A 21,749-nucleotide genomic window follows, 5' to 3' on the forward strand; every position below is an offset into this window, starting at 1 on the left:
CTTCCACCCTCGTACTTTCCACCCAGCCCTCAGAACTCGACCTGGGCTCCCAGTTCCACCACGCGATTCGGCGGAATGCTGAAGAATTCAGTTGCCGAACGCGCGTTGCGCGACATCACGACGAATAGCTTCTTGCGCCACCGCGCCATCTCGAGCACCGGTCCCTCTTCCGCATCGGGTACCGCTCCCCGGCCGGTGCGCTTCTCGCCCTTGCCGAGCACGATGATACGTTCGCGCCCCAGGTAGAAGGTCGTATCGAGTGGCTTGGCCCGGAGGCCGAGCGCGCGCGCCCGGTTGAGCACCTCGGGAACGTCGGGCGTTTCCATGAAGCCGTAGCGCGCCGTGACCCGCCAGAAGCCCTCTTCAAATTTCTCCAGCGTGATCCGCTCGGCGTTGTCCACCTCGGGCACCTCGAGCGTCATGATCGACATCAGCACCACCTGGTCGTGCAGCACTTTGTTGTGCTTGAGATGGTGCAGCAGCACCACCGGCACGCCCTTGGGCGACGAGGTCATGAACACCGCCGTGCCCGGCACCCGGGTGGGCTTGCGGCGGGCCACATCGTCGAGGAATAGATCGAGCGGCAACGCCCCCGAATGCAGGACACGGTTGAGCATGATGCGCCCCCGCTTCCAAGTGCTCATCAGTGCGAAGATCGCCACGGCGATGGCGATCGGCACCCAGCCGCCATACCTGATCTTCACCAGGTTGGCGGCCATCAGCGCCACATCCACGATGAGGAAAGCGAGGGTGAGCGATCCCGCCTTGAGCAACGACCACTTCCACCGGGTGCGCGCGACGGAGTAGAACAGCAACGATGTGATCACCATGGTGCCGGTGACGGCGATGCCGTAGGCGGCACTCAGGTTGGCCACCGACCGGAAACTCAGCACGAGCACGATCGTGCCGATGCGCAGCACGTCGTTGACCTCGGGAATGTAGATCTGCCCTGCTTCGCGGCTCGATGTGTGGATGATCGTCACGCGCGGCGAGTATCCGAGTTGCACGCTCTGCTGCATGAGGGAGAACGCACCCGAGATGAGGGCCTGCGACGCCACGATGGCGGCCAGCGTGGCGATCACGACAAGCGGGTACAACAGGACGTGCGGTGCCAAGAGGAAGAACGGGTTGGTGACCGCGCTCGGCTCGCGCAGCAAGATGGCGCCCTGGCCAAAGTAGTTGAGCAGCAGCGCGGGGAACACGAACGCGAACCAGGCCAGGCGAATGGGCCGCTTTCCGAAATGCCCCATGTCGGCGTAGAGGGCCTCCGCTCCCGTGACCACGAGCACCACCGCGCCGAGGATGAAGAACCCGGCTTCGCCGTGCTCGAGAAAGAACTGCACCCCCCACCACGGGTTGATCGCGAGCAGGATGGCCGGCGCGCGGAGGATCTCTGCGATTCCCAACGCGGCGATGGCCACGAACCAGACGGCCATGATCGGCCCGAACAGGCCCCCCACTCGAGACGTGCCGTGCTTCTGCAGCGAGAACAACGCGAACAGGATGAGGACGGTAGACACGACCACGGTGAATTCGCCCAGGTGCGGGGCTGCGATCTGCAGGCCCTCCATCGCGCCGAGCACCGAGATGGCCGGCGTGATCATGCCGTCGCCGTAGAGCAGCGCCGCCCCGAAGATCCCGAGCACCACCAGCCACCGCCGGCTCACCGCGGGACGGGGTGTCGCGCTGTCACGGAGGAGCAGTGCGAGCAGGGCCAGGATGCCGCCCTCTCCCCGGTTGTCGGCCCGCATGATGAACACCAGGTACTTCACGCAGACCACGAGGATCAGGATCCAGACGAGCAGCGATAGCACGCCATAGACATTGCGCTGCACTGGATCGATCCCGTATTCCGGCCGGAAGCACTCCTTGAGCGCGTACAGCGGGCTGGTGCCGATGTCGCCGTAGACCACGCCCAGCGCGGCCAGCGATAGGAACGCCAGCCGTTTGCCGGTGGGATTGGATTCGACGTGCTGCCGTTCGCGGGGGATGGCGCTATGGAAGCCGCTCGTACCGTTGGCCGTTGGGTCGGCCAACGGCTCGCCCGAGCGGGAGGGCTCAGCGGGCATGGAAAGGCAGATTGGTTACCCAGGGTAGCCGAGCCGAATGCTCGCCAGGCCGGACCCCGCCAAATGCAAACGGGCCGCGAGGGATTCGCGGCCCGTACACCAATCTAGCGATCCGTTGGAGCGCGTCCAGCGCGCTACCCGGTGATCGCGTCGATCTCGCCGGCGGCGCGGTTCAGGACTTCGGCGATTTTGCCCAGAACTTCCCTGCTCTCGGCGTGCTTCATGGCCGTGCCCAAGCTGCTCCTCGCCAGATGCCGCATGGCGCTGCGGACGTCGGCCATGGACGAGCTGAAAAAGGGCTCCACCGCCTCGGAAATGCGCGCGAATATCGACTCGACGGTGCTCGAGTTCTCCTCGAGATGCTTCTTGCCCTCGGCGGTGATCTCGTAGACCTTCTTGCCTCCGTCCTCAGCGGTCGCCTTGGCGTAACCCATCTCCTCGAGCATCGTGAGAGTGGGGTACACCGTGCCCGCGCTGGGCGAATAGGCACCGTGAGAGCGCTCCTCCAATGCCTTGATGATGTCGTAACCGTGACGGGGCTTCTCGTCGAGCAATTGGAGGATGACGAACTTCAAATCACCCTGCTCGAACATGCGACCCATGCGGCCGCGGAAGTGCCGGCCTCGCGGCCCACGCCCCCAGAACCCTCCGGCAAAAGCGTCCCAGTCCCAGCGAGCCCGGCGGGGCCCAAAGCAGTCATCGCGCATTGGTATCTTCTCCTCTGCGATATAGCAGAGATATATCGTTGGTGACATTACGATATATCGTGCGATATGTCTTGTCAAGCAGTCTTGGCCAGTCAACATTGGATTGCTGCCGGTTGACTCGCAGCATGAGCCGAATTTCAGGTGGCTGCCTACTCGTACCGCAACGCTACGATCGGATCCATGACTGACGCGCGCCGAGCTGGCCATACACCAAAGATCACGCCAACCCCCGCCGAAAAGGCAAAGGCGACGGCGATCGCGGCGATCGAGATCTGGGTGTTCCAGCCGGCGGTCTTGCTCATGAGTTGCGCGCCCCCGGCGCCTAACGCAATACCCACGATGCCGCCCAGGCAGCACAACACCACGGCCTCGATGAGGAATTGCAGGAGGATGTTCCAGCGGGTGGCTCCGAGGGCCTTGCGAATGCCGATCTCTCGGGTGCGCTCGGTGACCGACACGAGCATGATGTTCATGATGCCAATGCCACCGACGAGCAGACTGACGCCCGCGATGCCGGCGAGCAGGTAGGTGAACACCTGCGTCGTTTCGGCGGTCGTGGTGAGGAAGTCGGTCTGACTGCGAATCTGGAAGTCGTCGGGATCGCTGGTGCGCAGCCGGTGCTGGCGACGGAGGGCCTTCTGGATCTCGGCCATGGCCAGGGGGATGTTATCCTCGGTGGACGCGAGGAGGTTGATCGAGCGCACCCAATTGGAGCCGAACACGCGATAACGGCCAGTGGTGATCGGAATCAGCACCTGATCGTCCGGATCGCCGAACGTACTTCCCTGGCCCTTCGGTTCGGTGGCGCCGATCACCGTGAACAGCACGCCGCCGACGCGGATGTCCTCACCCACCAGCGCATCGGCGGTGGTGAGGCCGAGGTTCGCCGCCACGGTGGGGCCGACGATGGCCACCCGGCGTTGCCCCGCGTCTTCAGCCTCCGTGAACATGCGGCCCGAGGAAAGCTTGTAGTTGCGCACCGTCAGGTAGTTGGCGGCGGTTCCGATGATCGAAGTGTTCGTATTCCGGTTGGTCCAGGTGACCTGCGAACTCTTCTGCATCTCCGGCTCCACGGCGATCACGTCGGGGAGGTTTTCCGGGTCGTCCAGCGCCTTGGCGTCCTCGATGGTCATGCGCTTGCGCTGGCCCCCGATGGCGGCGCCGAACCCCCGCGCCTGGCCGGGACTCACGCTCAGGAGGGTGGTACCGAGCGACGCGATGCGGTCCTTCACGGCCTGCTGCGCGCCGCTGCCGAGCGCCACCATGGCGATGACGGCGGCCACGCCGATCACGATGCCGAGCATGGTGAGCAGCGAGCGGAGCTTGTTGGCACGTAGCGCGCCCAGCGCCACACTGATGATTTCGCCGATGAGCATATTGCGTTTCCCTAGCGGCCGCGGCCGCCACCGCCACCGCCGAGGGGCGACGACTGCATCTGGCGGAACCGGTCCTGCTGCTGATCCCGTGCCGCCTGCAGCGCCAGCACGTTGAGCATCACGACCTTCTCTCCTTCTTTGAGCCCGCTCAGCACCTCGGTGTAGTCGAAGTTGCTCTGGCCAAGCATCACGACGCGGGCCTTGTATCCGCCGCTGTCGGCGACGAACACGAGGCCCGTGCGCGGCCGTATGGTCATCCCTGTCTCCGAGGCACCGGCGGCAAGGCCGCCGGCCCCGCCGTTGGCGGCCACCATGTCACGACGGCGGCAGGCACCCACCTTGGTACGGTCGAGGCCCATCTTCTCGTACAGTGGGGCCATCTGGCCCACCAGCGCCTGACGGTCGGCATCCGGGTCGCGCATCTTCGCCATGAGATCGTCGAGCTGCTTCTTCTCCTTGGGGAACTTCTTGTAGGCGGCCGCGATCGCCGCACAATCCTGGTCGGTGACCTGAACCTGCTGGCCGCCGCCGCGCCGTCTCGCGCCCTGCGCGCTCTGCTGAGGATCGAGCTCCACGTCGCCTCGGGTTACTGCCGCACCTGTAGCCCCGCCCCCGTTTCCGCTGTTCCCACGCCGGCTTCCGCGCCGCCCACTGCCCATGCCGGCGAGCCCGCCACTCATCTGGGCGCGTATATTGGCCTGAACGCTATCCGGGTTGAGTCCAAGCATCGGCGCCACGGTCACCCCCTCGCGGGTGGTCTTGATGGCGTCGTTGGAGACGGCGATCACGTTGTTGCGTTGATCGACGATGGCGGAGACTTCGCCGTTCATGCCGGGAAGCAGCGCGCCGTCAAAGTTCTCGAGGTTGACGAGCACGGAGAACATCGTCACGCCCTGTTGGACCACGGCTTGGGGCTCGATCTTCTCGACCTTGCCTTCGAATCGGCGGTCGGGGAATGCATCCACGGTAACCGTGGCCGGCTCACCAGCGCGGATGTTGCCGATATCGGTTTCGTTGAAGTACGCGCGCATGCGCACGTGCGACAGATCGGCCATCTTGAGCAGCGTGGTGCCGCCGTTCACCGAACTGGTGGACGATTGAATGATCTGGCCCACCTGGACGTCCTTCTCGATAATGGTGCCGACGGTCGTCGCGCGGACGGTTGCGTCCTGCAGCGCCTGAACGGCGAGGTCGAGGGCGGCGCGTTGGCGCACCACGGTAGCCTGCGCACTCTCGTACGTGAGCCGCGCCTGCTCGTTTTCCTGGGGCGTGATCACCTTGGCGGCCAGCATGTCGTCGCTGCGCTTCTTCTGCACGATGGCGACGTCGAGTTGCGCCGTGGCGGAGTTGAGATCGGCCTGGGCCTGCTCGAACTGCTTCTGCACGGTCTGGGTGTCGATCTGCGCGAGCAGGTTGCCCGGCTTGACGGACGTTCCGGTCTCCACCGGCATGTCGGTGATCATGCCCGAGGCTTTGGAGCGCACCTCGACGATCACGATCGGCTCGATCGCGCCATTGGCGTCGGCGGACACTACGATGTCGCGTCGCGTGATGGTCTGCGTCTGCACGGGCAGTTGCTTGCTCTTGCCGGTGCCGCAGCCGACCACCAGGGCGATCACGATCGGGGGGAGAAATCGATTCACGAACCTGCTCCTCGGGGTCAGTTGATGGGGGGCAACTGCCTCTAATACGGAAAACACAAAGAAAGCGCTGGCCGGGCCCATGGAGGCCCGACCAGCGCTTTCGGCATTTGTGCGGGGTTACTGCAGGTCGCGCCCGATGATCTGTTCGATCTGCGCCTTGGTGGTGCGGTAGTTGAGGCGGTACTGGATGAGCTGCGCCCGCGCCTGATTCAGCGTGGTCTCGGCCGTGAGGACGTCGAGCAGGGTGGAGGCGCCGACCGCGTACCGCTGCTCCTGAACGCGCAGGTTCTCCTCGGCGGCCACGATCGACTGCTGCTGGATCTGGATCTCCTCCTGCAGCGTCTGCAGTCCCGTGACGTACTGGACGACGTTCTGTTGCGCCGCGAACTGCGCGTCGCGAAGCGTGGCCCGGGCGTTGTTGAGGGAGACACTGGCCGAAACTGACCCGGCCTCACGCGTCCAGTTGTCGAACAGGCTGTAGCTGAGCGACAGCGATAGGCTCTTGCTGTAGCTCAGCTGTCCCCCCCCGATTCCGAAGTACTTGTCGAAGCCGCTGCCGTTGCGGCCGTACGAAATGCTGATCGAGGGCAAGTACGGGGCCCTGCTCGCACTGACGCCGGCTTCGGCGGACGCCACACCTGCCTGGGCGCCTCTGATGCTCGGCCCTTGGGCGGCGAGATGCGCCACGAGGGCGCTGTCCACGGGCGTGAGTTCCTGCGCCAGGGTGTCCGAGGGGTCGGCGGTTACCAGGTACGGAGTGGCGACGAGCCGGGTCAGCGACGCCGAGGCCACCTGGAGGTTGTTCTGAGCTGTGAGCAGCGCGAGGCGCGCGTTGGCCACCTGGATACCGGACTGGAGCGAGTCGGACTTGGTGGACGCGCCGGCAATGACTTTGGCGACCGACACCTTCATCTGCTCGACCGCCTGCTGGAGCTGGGCGCGTGCCGCGCCCTCCGACTCCATGGCGGCGAGAATGTTGTAGTACTGCGTCTTCACCTGAAGCGCGATGCTGAACTTCTGCGCGACCTCGTTAGCCTCGGCGCTCTTTACGGCGGCTTTGGCGGTGCGGAGGCCGGCAAGGCGTTGACCGCCGTCGAACAGGGTGAGTCCGAACCGCAGGCCATCAGAGTACGACCAGGGGGTCAGGTACTGGATGATCGTGCCGTCCTGGCCCAATCGAGGGCCGCTCTGCTGACTCTGCCCCATGGACCAGGAGAGGCTCGGGATGAATTGCGCGTAGGCCGACGTGACCCCGGCCCGGGCCGTGGAAATCTGCCCTTCGGCGGACACCGCCGCCGGCGCGTACTGGGTGGCGAGGGCGATGGCGTCCTTGAGGGATATGGGGCGCAGCGAATCGACGGCGGGCTGCTGTGCCGCGAGCGCGGCGGGCAGCGCCGCCAGAATCAGAAACTTCTTCATTTTTTGCAGGCGTCCTGTCTCGAATTGGATTGTCTGCCGCGATGGGTGGTGTCCCCGCGCGCCCGTCGAGTGGAATCGGCTCGGGCGCGGTGGAGGGAGTCATCCCGGATGCGGGCGTCCAGGGTGGAGAGCTGGCTCGGCGTGAGCAGGGCGCGGAACTTGCGCCTGCTGTCGAGGCGAATGGAATCAAGTGTCGGGTGCAACGGGGTGAACACCGTCGAGATCGCGCAATTGGTGGCGTCGAACACCGAGTCGGCGGCGGCGCGCTGCGCGGGGGTGAGCCCGATGTCGTCGTACATCGTCGTGCGTTCGGCCCAGCTATGGGGCCGGCGCTGCATGACGCGGTCGGCGGAGAATCCGAGCACTCCGCCCACCAGCACGGCACCGAGCAAGAGAATCAGGGCCTGCAGCTTCGGCCGGTCCATGATCCGTTCTCCTCAGTCCCGCGTCAGGACGTAGCGCGCCGTTCCGTCGCGCGTGTCCTGCAGCATGGGTCGCACGGCTGTCTCGAGGGGGCCCGGGATGGGCGCCAGCAGTGCTTCGTATGCGGTGGTCTGTTCGGCCTGGTGCGCGCGGAAGACCGCCGCCGTGCAGGCCAGGATGAGGGCCGCCGCGGCGAGCAGCGCCGGACGCGTCCAATGATCGAGTTCGGTCCACCACCCCAACTCGACGCCGGCGATGCGGGATGTGATGCGCGCTTCGAGCTCGCTCCAGTACGCCTCACTGCTCGGGGCGGCGTACATCTCGCGCAGTCCGCGCGTGATCTCGTCGTCCTCGTGCACCAGTCGCAGATCGCTCATAGATCACTCCATACGTCTTTCAAGAGCCCGCGCAACGTTGCGCGGGCGTGGTGCAGGTCCGACCGGGCAGTTCCCTCGGGAATCCCGAGCATGCCGCCGATCTCGCCGTGCGTGAACCCCTCTACGTCGTGCAATACGATGACCGATCGCTGCCGCTCCGTGAGGTGCGTTACCGCTTCATTCAACCGCCGCCGCAACTCGTCCGCCTCTCCCGGATCGCGGAATGGCAGCGCGACCGTTTCCGGCAATTCATCCGCATCGCGGACCTTGCGACGCCTAACCAGATCGAGCGCCGAGTTGGCCATGATGCGGTACAACCAGGCGCCGAAGGGCTGGTCGGGCAGGAACCGGTCGAGCGCGCGGTAGGCGTGCAAGAACCCTTCCTGGACCGCGTCTTCCGCGTCCTCATGCGTCGAGACGATTGCCCGCGTGACCGCGTATGCGCGGCGCTGGTGCAGGTGCACGAGTGCCGCGAACGCTTCCTGGTCGCCGTGTTGCGCCGCAAGAACGTACTCCCGCTCCGGCCTGCCCACGTCAACCACGGGCGCCCTCAGTTGTGGCTGCCTGGGAGCGATCGCTACGGTCATTGGCATCTCGACGTTGTTCAACTGGATGTACGCGGGGAGCCAAAAGGGCGTTGAACATTGGTCAGGAGGGACCAGGCGTCCCGGCCAGCCCCAACTGGGGCGCCACACCGCGCATGGCCTCGATCACAAACTGAACGTGGGCGTCGAGGTCCACGCCCAGTTCCTGCGCGCCGAGCAGCACGTCCTCCCGGCTCACTCCGCGGGCGAACGCCTTGTCCTTCATCTTCTTCCGTACCGAACGGGCATCCACGTCGTGGACGCTCCGCGTCGGCTTGACGAGGGCAGTGGCCGTGATGAGGCCAGTCAGTTCGTCCACGGCAAACAACGTCTTGGCCATCGGAGTCTCCCGCGGCACGTTGCAGTAGGTGGCGTGGCCAAGGATGGCCTGCAGGATGTCCTCGGGCCAGCCCATGCTGCGGAGCAGTCCGACGCCGTGCGCGGGATGTTCGTCGATAGCCGAGTGCTCGGCGTTGGGATACCGCTCGTAGTCGAAATCGTGGATCAGCCCCGCAAGTCCCCACCGAGCGGGGTCCTCGTCGAATCTGACGGCATAGGCGCGCATAGCAGCCTCGACCGCAAGCATGTGTTTACGGAGCGACTCGCTGGCCGTGTACTCATGCATCAGGGCGAGCGCGGATTCGCGGGATGGTAGATCGGGCATGGCGGTTGGTGTGGCTCCCAATTCGATAGGCCTTCGGAATATTGTCTCTTCTGACCGCGGACCGATAGGCGCCAGCTCGGCATGAGAAACCGCTCGATGCGTGCGGCCCTCGCATCAGGAACGGAGACGGGAATGGCACGTGATCCGCCAGCGACCGATGACGCCGATCTGAAAGGGCGAGGGCCTCAGGGCGAGGCATGATACGCGGAGTGCATCATGCCTCCCACCGAAGCCCCCACGTTGTCGATCGCTCTCGTCCGGTGTTTCCGGATCTTCCTGTTCCAGTCGCTGTGCTTGATGCTCGGCGGCGTGCGCAGCCGGAACGGTCGCGGACTCACGCCGCTATGCTCACCTACTTCGTGGCCTGAGCCGCCGGCTTTTCAGAATTGAAATGACGGTTGGTGAGCCGGACGATGCCGTACAGGATGGCGAAGATGCAGATCGCACCGAAGATGAGGCCCATGAAGCCGGCCTTCATGTCGCTGGCGTGCGTCTGGTGTGCGTCGTGCGAGTCGGTCATGTGAGCTCCTGGGCGGCGGTGCGGCTACGCGACCCGCACCGTGTTCATCACATCGTTCTGGCGAATGGACTGCATGGCGTCGAGGCCCTGCGTGATCTGGCCAAAGACGGTGTGGACTCCGTTGAGGTGCCGGGTGTTCGCTTCGCTCAGCACCATGAAGAACTGGCTGCCGCCGGTGTCCTTTCCGGCGTGCGCCATGGACAGGGCGCCCACCTGATGGCGGCGGGGATTCCCAGCGGTCTCACACTTGATCTTGTAGCCCGGACCTCCGGTGCCGATGCGCCGGTCGCCTTCGGGGAGGTCGCGGGAGAGCGGGTCGCCCCCCTGGACGACGAAATCGGGAATCACTCGGTGAAACTTCACGCCGTCGTAGAAGCCCGAGTTGGCCAACTTCTCGAAGTTGGCAACGGTGTTCGGCGCCTCACCGTCGTAGAGTTCGGCGACGATCGTGCCGCGGTTGGTTTCAAAGGTGGCGGTCTTGCTCACGGGAATACCAGCCAGGGAAAGAAGAGAACTTCGCCGAGGATAAACTAGGCGTTTCTGGCGCGGCGCGGGAGTGATCGCGTGTGCCGGGCATCGAGATTGGAGGAACAGTCAAGGAACTCCCGGTCGGGCGAGCCAGCCGGAGTTCAATCAGAAGATCGCGCTGGGGCAGATGTCGGCGAGCACGCACTCAACGCATTTCGGTTTCCGAGCCAGGCAGACGCGCCGCCCGTGCTCGATGAGCAGGTGCGAGAGGATGGTCCACTGTTGGCGCGGAAAGAGCGGGGTGAGGCTGGCCTCGATCTTTTCCGCTGTGTTCGCCCGGGTCAGGCCAAGTCGTTGGCTGAGCCGCGTGACGTGGGTGTCGACGACGATCCCTTCGTTCTGGTCGAAGGCGTTTCCGAGAATGACGTTGGCCGTCTTGCGTCCGACGCCAGGCAGATTCGTGAGCGCTTCCATGGTGTGGGGCACCGCGCCCCCGTGCGTTTCCGTGATCGCAGCGGCCATGCCGATGAGGCTCTTGGCTTTGTTGCGGAAGAAGCCTGTGCTCTTGATGAGTGCCTCAAGGTCTTCACGACGGGCGTGGGCCAAGGCGTGCGGCGTGGGATATTTCTTGAACAGCGCCGGCGTGACCATGTTCACGCGCTTGTCGGTGCACTGCGCGCTGAGAATGGTCGCCACGAGGAGCTGAAACGGATTTTGAAAGTCGAGGGCGCAGTGGGCGTCGGGGTACTCTGCGAGGAGCCGGCCCAGGACCTCACTGGCCTGCCGTTCGAGCGCTGGGCCGCGCAGTGCTCCGCGCCGGACCCGGGACCTAGCCTTCGACACCGGCATGCTGCTTCAGCCGGTCCACGCACTCATGGAGCTGCTTCTCGGTGAGCTCGATTTCCTGTCTGGCGCCTTCTTTGTCGAGCAGGCCGGCTCGCATCGAGATGGCGACCTGGTTCAAGTAGCGAATCTTCGCGAGGACTTCGTCGGTGGCCCTGCGCAGTTGCATGAAGCGCCGCTTCTCGGCGAGCGCACGCCGGTAGCGCAGCGTGAGTTCGGTGGCGTTGAGCCGTTTGGCGAGCGCCAGCACCTCGTCGTGTGACCGGCCCGGCAGGGCGCCCCGGTCGGGAATGCCCGAGTCCTCCCAGCCATCGTCGGCGAACCAGAGGCGACCGACGTACTCGATGCCGTCGAACGCCACGCGGCAGGATACGTGCAGCTTCTGTCCGTCGGGTTCGATGGTCGTGATGTACGGCTGAATGACAGTGTCGGTCTGAGACATCGGGTCGTCTCGAAAGGGCCGTGCGGGCGAGCCGCGATCATGCGAGAAACTTACGCAGCGCCCCGAAGAGCGCCGCGGGCTGTTCGACGTACGGCACGTGTCCGCACGCTTCCAACGTCACCAACTCGGCGCCCGTCGCGCGGGCGCACGCTTCTGACGATGCCAGCGGGATCGGATCCTGCATGCCGTGCACGATCAACGTCGGGCAGCGGACCGCCGCCAACCGCCCATCGCGCACGAGATCGTAATCTCCCAGGCTTTCCCACACCGTTCGCTGCACGCGTTCCACGATCCGGAACGGGGTCAGGTCACGCGCTGCGTGCGGATCGGCGAAGTAGCCTGCCACACTCAACTCGAATGCCCGGTGGCGGTACCCCTGGGGATCCCGCTCCCGCAGGCCCGAAGCGACCAACTCGTCGCGCATCGCCTGGACCGCCGGAGCGGCTTGGCGCCGAGCGAACTCCGCCTCGAACTCCTCCCGAAATTGCCGTGAGATCGGAGCCGGGTCAATGAGCGCGAGCCGATCGGGGGCAGGCGAGGCGGGGTCGGACTCCGCGGCCGCCGCATACAACAGCGCCAACAGCCCGCCCCAGGAATAGCCGATGATGGTGGGTCGCGAGAGCGTGAATTCCCGGAGTACCGCCGCGAGATCAGCGACGTGAGTCTGCCACGTGATGGGCTCGCGATCGTCGGTCCGCGACCGGCCGCCGCCGCGTTGATCGTAGAACAGGAGTTCCCGATCGTGGGCGAGTTCGAGCATCTGCGGCAAGAGATATCTGTGGTCTGCTCCGGGGCCGCCGTGGAGCACCAGCGCGCGGGGGCCCACGTCCGGACCGTACGCTGTCCAGTACAGCGGAACCGGGGTGGTCGTCGTGAAACCGGAGGCGCGAGGAGGTGGAGGGTTCGGAGGCATGCTGGTGGTGGAGAATCCACACATCGTCGCGCGTCGTGACTCGAGTATAACAGAGGGGCCGGACGCGTGTGCGTCCGGCCCCTCTGTGCCGCCGACTACCCCAGCCTCAGTTACAGACCGGCTCGCCTTCGCCCGCGCTCGTGACCAGCGGGTTCGTGGTGTTGATGGCGATGGCGCAGGTGTGCCCGGTCAGCATCGTGTGGGTGATCGTCGCCGACCAATAGCCGGCGCCCACCGTGATCGTCGGCGCATTGACGCCCGTCGACTGCTTGAAGTTCATCGCAGTTTCGTTGGTCGTGTAGGCCGACGAATCGGAGAAGAAGGCTTCCTCAGCCGTAACCATGTTGCGGAGGTCCGACTTCATGGCGGTGATGTATGCCTTGTCCTTGGTATTCGCGAACTTCGGAATCGCAATCGCCGCCAGAATGCCGATGATGACGACGACGATCAGAAGTTCGATCAGCGTGAAGCCCTTGCGATTCTGCAACATGGTGGGGGGGTCTCCGAAATGGGAAATGGGGGGCATGACTAGTTGTTGCCCGGCAGTAGTGGTCGCGCCGTCGCTACCGGCAGCCCAGAAGGGCAAGAGGGGTGCCGTTCTTGAGACGTTTAGAACCCTTTGTTGGTAAAGAACTTACAATGATGTGATATAGATCACATTTGGCTAAGCCCATGCATTACGCGAGCTTCGGGGTAGAATGCCACGGCTGCGTCAGCTGAACTGCGACGCGATTCGGGCGGTCTGCACATGGAGGGCGACCGTGGTCGAGGGGTCGCGACCATAGCCGCCAGCGATTGTGATGGTCAGCGGGAGTCCCACCTCGCGACAGTGTTGGACCACCAACAGGTCGCGGCGCGCCAGCCCTTGCTGGGTGAGCGACAATCGGCCGAGCGCGTCGTGCTCGTGCGCGTCTGCGCCGGCGAGGTACACCACTAGGTCCGGGTGGGCACGAGCGATGACGCCGGGGAGGGCCGCAGCCAGCCGATTCAGGTATTCGGCGTCGTCGGCGCCGTCCGGCAGTTCCACGTCGAGGTCGCCGGCCACCTTGCGGAACGGGTAATTCCGACCTCCGTGCATGCTGAAGGTGAACACCGATGCATCGCCGGCGAAGATGGCGTGGGTTCCATTGCCCTGGTGTACGTCGAGATCGACGATGGCGGCTCGCTCGATCTGCCCGCGGTGCTGCAGGGCACGAATGGCCACGGCGACGTCGTTGAACACGCAGAAGCCTTCGCCGTGGTCGGGGAACGCGTGGTGCGTGCCGCCAGCTAGGTTCATGCTGATTCCGAAGTCGAGCGCGTGTCTGGCCGCCTCGCAGGTGCCGCCCGTGGCCCGGTACGACCGCTCGACGAGCGCCGGTGACCACGGGAACCCCAGCCGCCGCACTTCCGCCGCGGTAAGCGCGCCGCGGGTGAACCGCTGCACGTAGTCGGGCGTGTGCACGCGCAGGAGATCGTCTGCGCTGACGCGGTCGGGTTCGTGCAGGCGGTCGGCCGGCACGATGCCCAGATCGAGTACCCGCTGGCGAAGCAGTTGGTACTTGGCGATCGGAAACCGGTGCCCCTCGGGGAGCGGAAAGGTATATCGCGCGCTCGACCAGGCGTGGAGCGTCACACAGCGGCGGTAGCCGGCACCGCGCCGGCTACCCTCCTCGCTTGCTGAGCGTGACGCGCAACGTGACGCGCGCTCCGTCGCGCACCACGACGACCTGGACCACGTCGCCCGGCTTGTGGCTGTACAGCGCTGCCGAGTAGGTCTCGAGATCGGTGACTTCCTGGCCGCCGAATTCCACCACGACGTCGCCCGCCTTGATGCCGCCCGCGTCGGCGGGACTTCCGGCGGTGACGCCGGTGAGCCGCTCACCTCTGATGTCGCCGGCTGCCATGTCGGGAATGGACCCGAAATAGACATCGCTGCTCGAACTCGACGCGGCCGTGCTGGGCTTGGCTGGCACGCGGACGAACGTGATGCGCGCCGGCCGGTCGGCGATGTCGCGAATCACGCGTTCGCCAATGCCCACCACGGTGGCTTCGCCGGCGGCGTCGATCTTGCTCACGACGTCAGTGGCGCGGTGGTAGTCCGCGTGGAGGTCGGTAAAGAAGTGGAGCACGGGGATGTTCTTGGCGTAGAACGAGGACTGGTCCGAGGGGCCGAATCCGTCGCCCTGACCAAAGATCGTGAGGCGCCCGGCGTTGGCGCTGTCGAGGAGGGCCGGGAATTCGGCGCCGGTGGCCACGCCGTAGACGATCAATCGCCGGTTCCGGAGCCGGCCCACCATGTCGAAGTTCACCATGGCATCCATGCTGTCGAGCGCCACCGGGCTGTGCTCCACGAAGTAGGCCGAGCCGAGCAGCCCTTCCTCTTCGGCGCTGAAGTTGATGAACATGAGCGAACGACGTGTTGGAGCGGCGCGGAACATGCGGGCCAGTTCGAGCACCGCCGCGGTGCCGGACGCGTTGTCGTCGGCGCCGTGGCGGATGGCGTCCGTGGCCTCTGGGTCGAGCGCCCCCTCGGTGGAGCGCCCCAAGTGGTCGAAGTGGGCACCGACGACCACGTATTCCTGGCGTAGCGCCGGGTCCGTGCCAGGCAGCATGGCGATGACGTTCTGCGTGGGCAGCAGTTCGGGCGCGCCGGGGTGAGCCGACGCGGCGGGCCGCGCGACGAAGGGCTGGAGATACGAGGTAGGCGTCATGGCGGCGAGCCCGAGGGCTTGATAGCGGCGCTCGATAAACGCAGCGGCGCTGTCGTTGCCCGGCGTGCCGGCACGCCGGCCCTCGAGCCGGTCGCTGGCGAGATAAGCGATGTCGGCGCGCATCCGCGCCGAGTCGGCCGCGGCCACGGGGGCGGGCGTCGGGGCGCTGGTTGGCCCCGAAACGACCGGTTGGCAGGCGCCGGCGATCATTACGGCGAACAGCAGCGAAGAACGGGAGAGGATCTTCATGGCCATCTTACAAGGAGGGAATTGAGGAGTTTAGCGCCGCCTCGCCCGGGGAACCAGTTGGGCGTGAGCCGGCTGCTGGCGGCCCCGCACTGGGGGGGCCTACTTTTGGGGACACTCACCAGCCCACTGCGGGGCGGAACGCCACGTCATGGACCACTCGGCTACCTTCGCACGCCTCTTCTCCCGACTCGTCTCCCTGCTGATCCACGACGCGCACAACGTCGACCAGCAGAAGGTGACGCTGCGGGCTGCCGTCGCGGTCGGCAAGCAGGGGCCGGTTCGGCTGACCGTGCGCGAGGGTGAACTCATGGCCGATGACGAGCCGATGCCCACGGTGCTCCCCGGGGTATCCGACGTGGCGGCACGGATGGCGGCGTGCGGGCTGCGCGAGATCATTTTCGAAGCCAGTCCGCGTGCAGCGGCGGTGCTGGACCGCGCGCGCGAGCTAGCCGGGGGCCGCATGAACGGGTCGGGCGTCGCCGAGCCTGTGGCGGCCCTGGCACCCCTGACAGAGTTCGCAGTGCCCGAAGCCGCGCGCAACGACCAGGAACGGGGGCCGGAACGTGAGGCGGGGGTGCCGGGCCTCGTGTCGGAAGACATCAGCGCGATGTTCTTCCAATTCTCGGCGATCGGCGCGGCGAAGGATTCCCCCGAGACGTTAGTTGCGCGTCTCGAGACGGTGGAGAACCCGTCCGAAGCCATCCGGTTGCTCGACGGTGCCGTCACGCAGGCCGAAACGGCCGCGCGCGAAGGGAAGCCGGCGGTGGTGGCCGACCTCATGTATGGGGTCGTGCGGTGCGAGCGATCGGCAGCGGACGAGGATGTGAAACGGGCCTACGTCCTGGCACTGCGCCGCATGTCCAGGCAACTCACGCTGCGCCCGGTCGCGGCGCTCATGTCGCGGGATCCCGAGCGCCGGGCGCACGTGGTTGAAGTGCTGGCGCGGACCGGGCAGGACGGCGCCGAAGCGCTGATCGATCAGATGACGCAGGCGCAGACGACCGAAGACCGACAAGCGATGTTCGATGTGCTGATGCAACTCGACGCCGCCGTTCCCGCACTGATCAATATGCTCGGCGATGCGCGGTGGTTCGTGGCGCGGAACGCAGCGGACCTGTTGGCGGAGATGAAGCCGGTGGCCGCGGAGAGTTCGCTGGTGGGGTTGCTGCACCACCCCGAAGGCCGGGTGCGCCGCTCGGCGACGAACGCACTCATGCAGCTCGGAACGGAGAGCGCGCGACAGGCGGTGCGGGCGGCGGTGCGCGATCCGGAGCCGGAGGTGCGGATGCAGGCAGCATTCGCGATCGCGGCGCACCGCGATCCCGAGACCGCTGCCACACTGATCACCGCGATCGACAAGGAGGCCGATACCGACGTGCAGTTGGCAATGCTGCTTGCGTTGGGCCGTGTGGGCACGCTGGAGGCCGTGCAGCGGCTGATTCGCGCGGCCGAGCCGGAGCACGGGTTGTTCAAGAAGAAGGCGACGGCGGTTCGGGTGGCGGCGGTCCAGGCCCTGGCCTCGGTGAATTCGGCTGCGGCGCGGGACGCGCTCAAGGCGCTGGCGTCGGACCGGGACAAGGACGTCCGCGACACCGTGGCGCGCCTGGCACAGCAGAACCAGCGCCCCTGAGGCGCTCCGCTTATCGTGCGGTGAAGTCGGTGCGGTCGTCCACACCGCGGCAGGCCTCGGCAATGAGGGCCGCGGTGTGGTCCACGTCGGCCAGGCTCACCATTTCATTGGGCGAGTGCATGTAGCGGTTGGGAATCGAGACGAGCGCCGTGGCCACTCCCTCGCGCGCCAGATGAATGGCGTCGGCGTTGGTATGGGTGGCGCGCCCCTCGGCGTGCACGGTGTACGGGATGTTGGCGGCCTTCGCCGCCTCGCGAAGCAACTCGAACACGACCGGCGAGACCAGGGAGCCGCGCACGAGCACTGGACCGCTGCCGAGCCGGTGGTCGCCGATCTCCTTCTTCTCGAGGCCGGGATGATCGGTGGCGAAGGTGACGTCCACGGCGATGGCCATCTGGGGCCGGATGGTATTGGCGGACACCAGCGCGCCGCCGCCGTTCCAGGCGATCTCCTCCTGGGTCGTCGCGGCGGCGACCACGCGTGCCTTGCCCGGCCGCTCCTTATATCGGCGCAGTGCCTCGAGCACCGCGAAGGCCCCGATCCGATCGTCAATCGACCGCGAGATGATTCGGTCGTTCGGGAAGTCCATTGAGCGCGAGTCGATCACGGCGGCGTCGCCCACGGCGACGCGGGCTTCGGCCTGAGCGCGGTCCCTGGCTCCGATGTCAACCCAGAAGTCAGTGATCTTGGACGCCTTCTCACGGTCCGCCGTCTTGATGAGATGGATGGGCTTCTTGCCCACCACACCCACGACCTCGGGGTCGTCGGACAGGAAGCGGAGCCGCTGGCCGACGAGGACCTCGGGATCCCAACCGCCGATCGGGGAGATGTACAGGTAGCCGTCGTCGTCGATGTACTGCACGATGACGCCGATCTCGTCGATGTGGCCGTCGAGCATGATGGTCGGCGATCCTTCGGGATTCACTTCAGCGATGCTGTTGCCGGCCACGTCGCTGCGCACGACGTCGGCGAATGTCTGTGCTTCGGCGCGCCAGACACGGGCAGCGGCGGTCTCGTAGCCGGAAGGGCCTGGCGTGTCGAGCAGCCGCTTGAGAAAGGCCATGGAAGACGAAGCGAGCATGGGACGGAGGAGCGGAGGGAATTTTGAGACTTCGCGTAATCCCGCATATGGTAGCCAGGATGGCTGCCGGGGGGAAGCAGGCACCGCTGCCGGTGGAGACGCGCGCCGCGATGATCAGTGGTCGCGACGGATCGGGAAGGCCGCGAAGCTCACGATGAGGATGGCCAAGCCGGCCGCGTACCAGCGCGCATCGGCGGTGAGGGCGTAATACACGATGCCGAACCAGGCGAGCATCTGGCCCAGGAGCCAGCCGAACAGACTCTCGGGAATGCTCAGCGCTGCCCGGCGCCGCCGTGCGAAGCGGCTGTTCCAGAACCGGTGGTCGAGCATCTGGACGAGCGCGTAGATCCAGGTCATGGCTCCCACCGCGCGCAGTTTGCCCGCCAGGTGTGGACCCCGCGCGTCGAATCCGATGCTGTACAGCACCCAAACGGCGAGCGCGAAGAACAGCGTGAGGCCGAGCAGGACGGCGCGGATCTGGACCAGTCGCTCGGCCGTGAGCCACGCGTTCGTGGTCGCCGGAGGCGTCATGTTCTGCGCTTGCGTCACGTGCTCCGGCTGCGTGCGCGAGCCGGATGGGGGTGATCCCATCAGCACTCCCGGTGTGGCGAGCCCCGTGGCCTACGGCATTCGTTGGCAGACCGCTCTGCCACCAATATACGTAGTCGGGATATTGGTTCGGACGACGTCCTGATCGAGCGGTGTCATAATGTCCCGGTGCTGCGCCACGAAATCGGCGTCCCTGCCCGCGGCATTGGACCCCATGCCGTGTCCGCCGGGCATAGGCGCCGGCGAGGCCCACGGATCCCAGGCGGTTGCTGGTCCAGTCTATGGCGCTCGTGGCGTGGGTGGCCTGCCTGAACCGGATCACGCCCAGTTCGGCGAATCGCCGGACAAAGGTGGCGATATTCCCCCTGGCCGCGCCGGCCTCCAGTCGCGCCCCTGGCGGTTCCTCGTATAGGTTGGGGCATCAGGCGCGGCGCTCGTGACTCCTCCCCGCCCGGCCCGCACACTCTCACCCTCCGCCCTCCCGTACCATGCATTCGAACCTCCTTGCCGCCCTGCTCGCGCTGGTCTTCGTGGCGCCGGCCACCGCCGCGCAGAATCCACCGGCCCCCGCGCACAAGCCGGCCGTCGTGGACACGAGCATTGCCGCCAAGACGGCGGGCTTCGTGAAGCACGACGGCTTCATTCCGTTCTATCTGAACCAATCCACAGGCAAGATCCTCCTCGAGATCCCACACGATTCCTTCCCCGCCCTCATGGACGTGATGCAGGCCACGGGACTCGGGTCCAATCCCATCGGCATCGATCGCGGGGCAGGCGGTCAGAGCGAGATCGTGCAGTTCGATCGGAACGCCGAGCATGTGTTTGTGGTGTTCCAGAACACGCGCTTCCGGGGAGCCACGAACAATCCGGACCACGAGCGCACGGTGGCCGAGGCGTTTCCGGTGAGTACCGTGGCCGCGCTGCCACTGCTGGCGGTGGAAAACGGGCGGCTGCTGGTGGACGCGACCGATTTCTTCATCCACGATTGGACCAATGTGGTGGCCACGCTGCAGCGCAGTAAGCAGGGCGCGTACGCGGTGGCCAAGGACCGGTCGTCGATCTATGCACCATACACGAAGGCATTTCCGAAGAACACCGAAGTGGACGTCTCGCTCACCTTCGCGGCAAGTGGACCGCCGGGCGGCATCGTGAGCCGGATGGCGCCCGACGGCCACGCCTTCACGTTGCGGGACCACATCTCGCTGGTCGAACTGCCCGACTCGGGCTACCGGCCGCGCGAATGGGACCCGCGCATCGGGTACTTCGGGATCACCTTCAACGATTACGCCCAGCCCGTCGACCAGCCGCTGCAGCAGCGGTGGATCGAGCGGCATCGGCTGGAGCGGGTGAATCCAAACGATCCCAACTCTCCGATCAAGAATCCGATCGTGTACTGTGTGGACCGCGGGATCCCCGAGCCGATCCGGACAGCGACGCTGCAGGGGGTGAAGTGGTGGGAGCAGGCGTTCGACGAGGCGGGGCTCAAGGGCGGGTTCAAGGTGGACCTCTGCCCCGAAGGCATCGATCCGATGGACATCCGCTACAATGTGCTCGTGTGGGAGAACCGGAACGAGCGCGGGTGGTCGGTGAGTGGTTCGGTGGACGACCCGCGGACTGGTGAGATTCTGAAGGGCATCTCCCGGCTGGACTCGCACCGTGCGCGCACCGACTACAACCTGTACGCGGCACTGATGGGCGCCGCCCAGACGCCGGCCGACACGCACTTCGTCCTGGCCCGTGTGCGGCAGGTGAGCGCGCACGAGATCGGGCACACCCTGGGACTCTCACACAACTACATCGCGTCAACGTACAGCCGCGCGTCGGTGATGGATTATCCGGCGCCCCGTATCACGCTCGACAAGAACGGCAACATCGACATGTCGCAGGCATATGCCGTGGGGCCCGGCGCCTACGACGTGTGGGCCATTCACTGGGGTTACGGGATCTTTCCGCCGGGGCAGGAGCAGGATTCGCTCAAGGCGATCGTGGCTGAGGGGCTGAAGAAGGGGTACCTCTTTCTGTCCGATGCTGACGCTCGGCCGGACGACGCATCCGATCCGCGCGTGAACCTGTGGGACGATCAGTCCACCGCCGCGCAGTTCCTCAAGAACCAGATGGATGTGCGACGGGTGGCGATGGCGCGGTTCGGGCTGCGCAACCTGCGGCCTGGCGAGCCATTGACGATGCTACAGGAGCGGCTCGCGCCGCTGTACTTCTTCCACCGGTTCGCGCTGAACTCGGTATCGAAGACGATCGGCGGGATGGAGTACGCCGAGGCGGTGGTGGGCGACGGACAGCAGGCCACGAGGCCGATTCCCGGCCCTGAACAGCGCGTGGCGCTGGGGCTGATGCTGTCGGCGCTCCAGCCGTCGGCGCTCGCTATTCCCGATACCGTGCTCACGCTGCTCACGCCGAACGCCAACGAGGTGACGCCACGTGTCGAACTGTTCGGCACGCGGACGCAGCCGGCGTTCGACGAGTTTGGGGCGGCGCGGACCCTCGCGCAGATGATCGTGGACATGGTGCTGCAACCGGAACGCGCCGCGCGGCTGGTGGAGTTCGCCACCCGGGGTCCCAACATGCTCACGCTCGGCGAGACGATCGATTCACTGATCGGCCGCACGTGGAATGCGCCCGTGCCGTCGAGCGGCAAGCTCGCCGCGCTGCAGCGCGTGACGCAACGCGCCGTGGCCGACCGCCTGCTCCTGCTGGCGGCCGACACCACGGCGGCGCCCGAGGTACGGGCGATCGCCGAGTTGAAGATCAAGGACCTGCAGCCGCAGGCCGCGCGGCGTGCAGCCGCGGGCAGCGTAGAGGCGCGGGCGCAGTGGTACGCGATTGCCGGCGATTTCCAGCGGTGGATCGACCGGAGAGAACTACCCCAGCCGACGCGGGCACTCGAAGCACCGCCCGGCGATCCGTTCGGAATGGCGGATTGGGATCCCTGGAACGGGAACGGCAACAACTGATGAGCACTGCACGCTGAGAGCGGTTGGCCCACGCTCTCAGCGTGCAGCCTGCAGTCAGCAGGTACCGCCGCCGCGCGTAGTCGATTCTCCCCTCCCATTCGGCACCCCGACCGCCTATCTCTCAATTCCG

General features: G+C 66.0%; 22 protein-coding genes. 2 read left to right on the plus strand and 20 right to left on the minus strand.

The window, feature by feature from the left end; translation table 11 throughout:
- Positions 1 to 29: 29 nt before the first annotated feature.
- From VNF92_10325 to VNF92_10410, 18 genes are all read right to left on the minus strand, one after another.
- On the minus strand, positions 30 to 2,069 hold the full coding sequence (locus VNF92_10325) for a potassium transporter Kup (GenBank protein HVA58275.1): 2,040 nt from the start codon (positions 2,067 to 2,069) through the stop codon (positions 30 to 32).
- Positions 2,070 to 2,203: 134 nt separating this feature from the next.
- Complete coding sequence (locus tag VNF92_10330) at positions 2,204 to 2,671, minus strand: PadR family transcriptional regulator (GenBank protein HVA58276.1); 468 nt, start codon at positions 2,669 to 2,671, stop codon at positions 2,204 to 2,206.
- Between the two features lie 254 nt (positions 2,672 to 2,925).
- Complete coding sequence (locus tag VNF92_10335; protein HVA58277.1) at positions 2,926 to 4,152, minus strand: ABC transporter permease; 1,227 nt, start codon at positions 4,150 to 4,152, stop codon at positions 2,926 to 2,928.
- Positions 4,153 to 4,163: 11 nt separating this feature from the next.
- A complete protein-coding gene (locus VNF92_10340) occupies positions 4,164 to 5,795 on the minus strand; it encodes an efflux RND transporter periplasmic adaptor subunit (GenBank protein ID HVA58278.1) in 1,632 nt (543 codons plus the stop codon).
- A 117-nt stretch (positions 5,796 to 5,912) separates the two neighbouring features.
- Complete coding sequence (locus tag VNF92_10345) at positions 5,913 to 7,214, minus strand: TolC family protein (protein ID HVA58279.1); 1,302 nt, start codon at positions 7,212 to 7,214, stop codon at positions 5,913 to 5,915.
- Positions 7,211 to 7,639, minus strand: coding sequence for a hypothetical protein (locus VNF92_10350; GenBank protein HVA58280.1), 429 nt, complete (start codon positions 7,637 to 7,639; stop codon positions 7,211 to 7,213). The genes VNF92_10345 and VNF92_10350 overlap by 4 nt, the downstream gene beginning before the upstream one ends.
- 12 nt (positions 7,640 to 7,651) lie before the next feature.
- The gene (locus VNF92_10355) at positions 7,652 to 8,014 is read right to left on the minus strand and encodes a hypothetical protein (GenBank protein HVA58281.1); all 363 of its coding nucleotides are present in this window, start codon (positions 8,012 to 8,014) and stop codon (positions 7,652 to 7,654) included.
- On the minus strand, positions 8,011 to 8,601 hold the full coding sequence (locus VNF92_10360; GenBank protein HVA58282.1) for an RNA polymerase sigma factor: 591 nt from the start codon (positions 8,599 to 8,601) through the stop codon (positions 8,011 to 8,013). Before VNF92_10360 ends, VNF92_10355 begins: the two co-directional genes overlap by 4 nt.
- A gap of 61 nt (positions 8,602 to 8,662) precedes the next feature.
- Positions 8,663 to 9,262: an HD domain-containing protein gene (locus VNF92_10365; GenBank protein ID HVA58283.1), complete on the minus strand. Its 600-nt coding sequence runs from the start codon at positions 9,260 to 9,262 to the stop codon at positions 8,663 to 8,665.
- Between the two features lie 185 nt (positions 9,263 to 9,447).
- Positions 9,448 to 9,600, minus strand: a complete 153-nt coding sequence (locus VNF92_10370; GenBank protein ID HVA58284.1) for a hypothetical protein — start codon at positions 9,598 to 9,600, stop codon at positions 9,448 to 9,450.
- Positions 9,601 to 9,614: 14 nt separating this feature from the next.
- Positions 9,615 to 9,782, minus strand: a complete 168-nt coding sequence (locus tag VNF92_10375; GenBank protein ID HVA58285.1) for a hypothetical protein — start codon at positions 9,780 to 9,782, stop codon at positions 9,615 to 9,617.
- A 24-nt stretch (positions 9,783 to 9,806) separates the two neighbouring features.
- On the minus strand, positions 9,807 to 10,268 hold the full coding sequence (locus tag VNF92_10380) for a peptidylprolyl isomerase (GenBank protein ID HVA58286.1): 462 nt from the start codon (positions 10,266 to 10,268) through the stop codon (positions 9,807 to 9,809).
- 147 nt (positions 10,269 to 10,415) lie between these two features.
- Entirely contained in the window at positions 10,416 to 11,099 is a 684-nt protein-coding gene (nth, locus tag VNF92_10385) for an endonuclease III (protein ID HVA58287.1), read from the minus strand.
- Positions 11,080 to 11,535 carry a hypothetical protein gene (locus VNF92_10390; GenBank protein ID HVA58288.1) on the minus strand — a complete coding sequence of 152 codons (456 nt, stop codon included), beginning with the start codon at positions 11,533 to 11,535 and terminating at the stop codon, positions 11,080 to 11,082. The genes nth and VNF92_10390 overlap by 20 nt, the downstream gene beginning before the upstream one ends.
- Before the next feature lie 37 nt (positions 11,536 to 11,572).
- Complete coding sequence (locus VNF92_10395) at positions 11,573 to 12,472, minus strand: alpha/beta hydrolase (protein ID HVA58289.1); 900 nt, start codon at positions 12,470 to 12,472, stop codon at positions 11,573 to 11,575.
- Positions 12,473 to 12,554: 82 nt separating this feature from the next.
- A complete protein-coding gene (locus VNF92_10400; GenBank protein ID HVA58290.1) occupies positions 12,555 to 12,938 on the minus strand; it encodes a prepilin-type N-terminal cleavage/methylation domain-containing protein in 384 nt (127 codons plus the stop codon).
- Between the two features lie 222 nt (positions 12,939 to 13,160).
- The gene (locus VNF92_10405) at positions 13,161 to 14,063 is read right to left on the minus strand and encodes a histone deacetylase (protein HVA58291.1); all 903 of its coding nucleotides are present in this window, start codon (positions 14,061 to 14,063) and stop codon (positions 13,161 to 13,163) included.
- A gap of 28 nt (positions 14,064 to 14,091) precedes the next feature.
- Entirely contained in the window at positions 14,092 to 15,390 is a 1,299-nt protein-coding gene (locus tag VNF92_10410; protein HVA58292.1) for a M28 family peptidase, read from the minus strand.
- A 148-nt stretch (positions 15,391 to 15,538) separates the two neighbouring features.
- Between VNF92_10410 and VNF92_10415 the strand changes: the two genes are divergently transcribed.
- Positions 15,539 to 17,020, plus strand: a complete 1,482-nt coding sequence (locus VNF92_10415; GenBank protein HVA58293.1) for a HEAT repeat domain-containing protein — start codon at positions 15,539 to 15,541, stop codon at positions 17,018 to 17,020.
- 10 nt (positions 17,021 to 17,030) lie between these two features.
- On the opposite strand, the gene VNF92_10420 is transcribed toward VNF92_10415, so the two are convergent.
- Entirely contained in the window at positions 17,031 to 18,101 is a 1,071-nt protein-coding gene (locus tag VNF92_10420) for a M42 family metallopeptidase (protein ID HVA58294.1), read from the minus strand.
- A gap of 114 nt (positions 18,102 to 18,215) precedes the next feature.
- Positions 18,216 to 18,692: a hypothetical protein gene (locus VNF92_10425; GenBank protein HVA58295.1), complete on the minus strand. Its 477-nt coding sequence runs from the start codon at positions 18,690 to 18,692 to the stop codon at positions 18,216 to 18,218.
- Positions 18,693 to 19,138: 446 nt separating this feature from the next.
- Here VNF92_10425 and VNF92_10430 point away from each other — a divergent pair, with 446 nt between their 5' ends.
- Positions 19,139 to 21,619 (plus strand): zinc-dependent metalloprotease, encoded by a 2,481-nt coding sequence (locus VNF92_10430; protein ID HVA58296.1) that lies wholly within the window; start codon positions 19,139 to 19,141, stop codon positions 21,617 to 21,619.
- Positions 21,620 to 21,749: the final 130 nt, after the last annotated feature.

It is taken from the genome of Gemmatimonadaceae bacterium, assembly GCA_035533015.1.
Lineage (GTDB): Bacteria > Gemmatimonadota > Gemmatimonadetes > Gemmatimonadales > Gemmatimonadaceae > JAGWRI01.

Excerpts from the sequence above, each read along its gene's own strand:
- VNF92_10325 (HVA58275.1), bottom strand. The coding sequence starts at position 2,069 with ATGCCCGCTGAGCCCTCCCGCTCGGGCGAGCCGTTGGCCGACCCAACG.
- VNF92_10330 (HVA58276.1), bottom strand. The coding sequence starts at position 2,671 with ATGGGTCGCATGTTCGAGCAGGGTGATTTGAAGTTCGTCATCCTCCAA.
- VNF92_10335 (HVA58277.1), bottom strand. The coding sequence starts at position 4,152 with ATGCTCATCGGCGAAATCATCAGTGTGGCGCTGGGCGCGCTACGTGCC.
- VNF92_10345 (HVA58279.1), bottom strand. The coding sequence starts at position 7,214 with ATGAAGAAGTTTCTGATTCTGGCGGCGCTGCCCGCCGCGCTCGCGGCA.
- VNF92_10350 (HVA58280.1), bottom strand. The coding sequence starts at position 7,639 with ATGGACCGGCCGAAGCTGCAGGCCCTGATTCTCTTGCTCGGTGCCGTG.
- VNF92_10355 (HVA58281.1), bottom strand. The coding sequence starts at position 8,014 with ATGAGCGATCTGCGACTGGTGCACGAGGACGACGAGATCACGCGCGGA.
- VNF92_10360 (HVA58282.1), bottom strand. The coding sequence starts at position 8,601 with ATGACCGTAGCGATCGCTCCCAGGCAGCCACAACTGAGGGCGCCCGTG.
- VNF92_10365 (HVA58283.1), bottom strand. The coding sequence starts at position 9,262 with ATGCCCGATCTACCATCCCGCGAATCCGCGCTCGCCCTGATGCATGAG.
- VNF92_10375 (HVA58285.1), bottom strand. The coding sequence starts at position 9,782 with ATGACCGACTCGCACGACGCACACCAGACGCACGCCAGCGACATGAAG.
- nth (HVA58287.1), bottom strand. The coding sequence starts at position 11,099 with ATGCCGGTGTCGAAGGCTAGGTCCCGGGTCCGGCGCGGAGCACTGCGC.
- VNF92_10390 (HVA58288.1), bottom strand. The coding sequence starts at position 11,535 with ATGTCTCAGACCGACACTGTCATTCAGCCGTACATCACGACCATCGAA.
- VNF92_10395 (HVA58289.1), bottom strand. The coding sequence starts at position 12,472 with ATGTGTGGATTCTCCACCACCAGCATGCCTCCGAACCCTCCACCTCCT.
- VNF92_10400 (HVA58290.1), bottom strand. The coding sequence starts at position 12,938 with ATGTTGCAGAATCGCAAGGGCTTCACGCTGATCGAACTTCTGATCGTC.
- VNF92_10410 (HVA58292.1), bottom strand. The coding sequence starts at position 15,390 with ATGAAGATCCTCTCCCGTTCTTCGCTGCTGTTCGCCGTAATGATCGCC.
- VNF92_10415 (HVA58293.1), top strand. The coding sequence starts at position 15,539 with ATGGACCACTCGGCTACCTTCGCACGCCTCTTCTCCCGACTCGTCTCC.
- VNF92_10420 (HVA58294.1), bottom strand. The coding sequence starts at position 18,101 with ATGCTCGCTTCGTCTTCCATGGCCTTTCTCAAGCGGCTGCTCGACACG.
- VNF92_10425 (HVA58295.1), bottom strand. The coding sequence starts at position 18,692 with ATGGGATCACCCCCATCCGGCTCGCGCACGCAGCCGGAGCACGTGACG.
- VNF92_10430 (HVA58296.1), top strand. The coding sequence starts at position 19,139 with ATGCATTCGAACCTCCTTGCCGCCCTGCTCGCGCTGGTCTTCGTGGCG.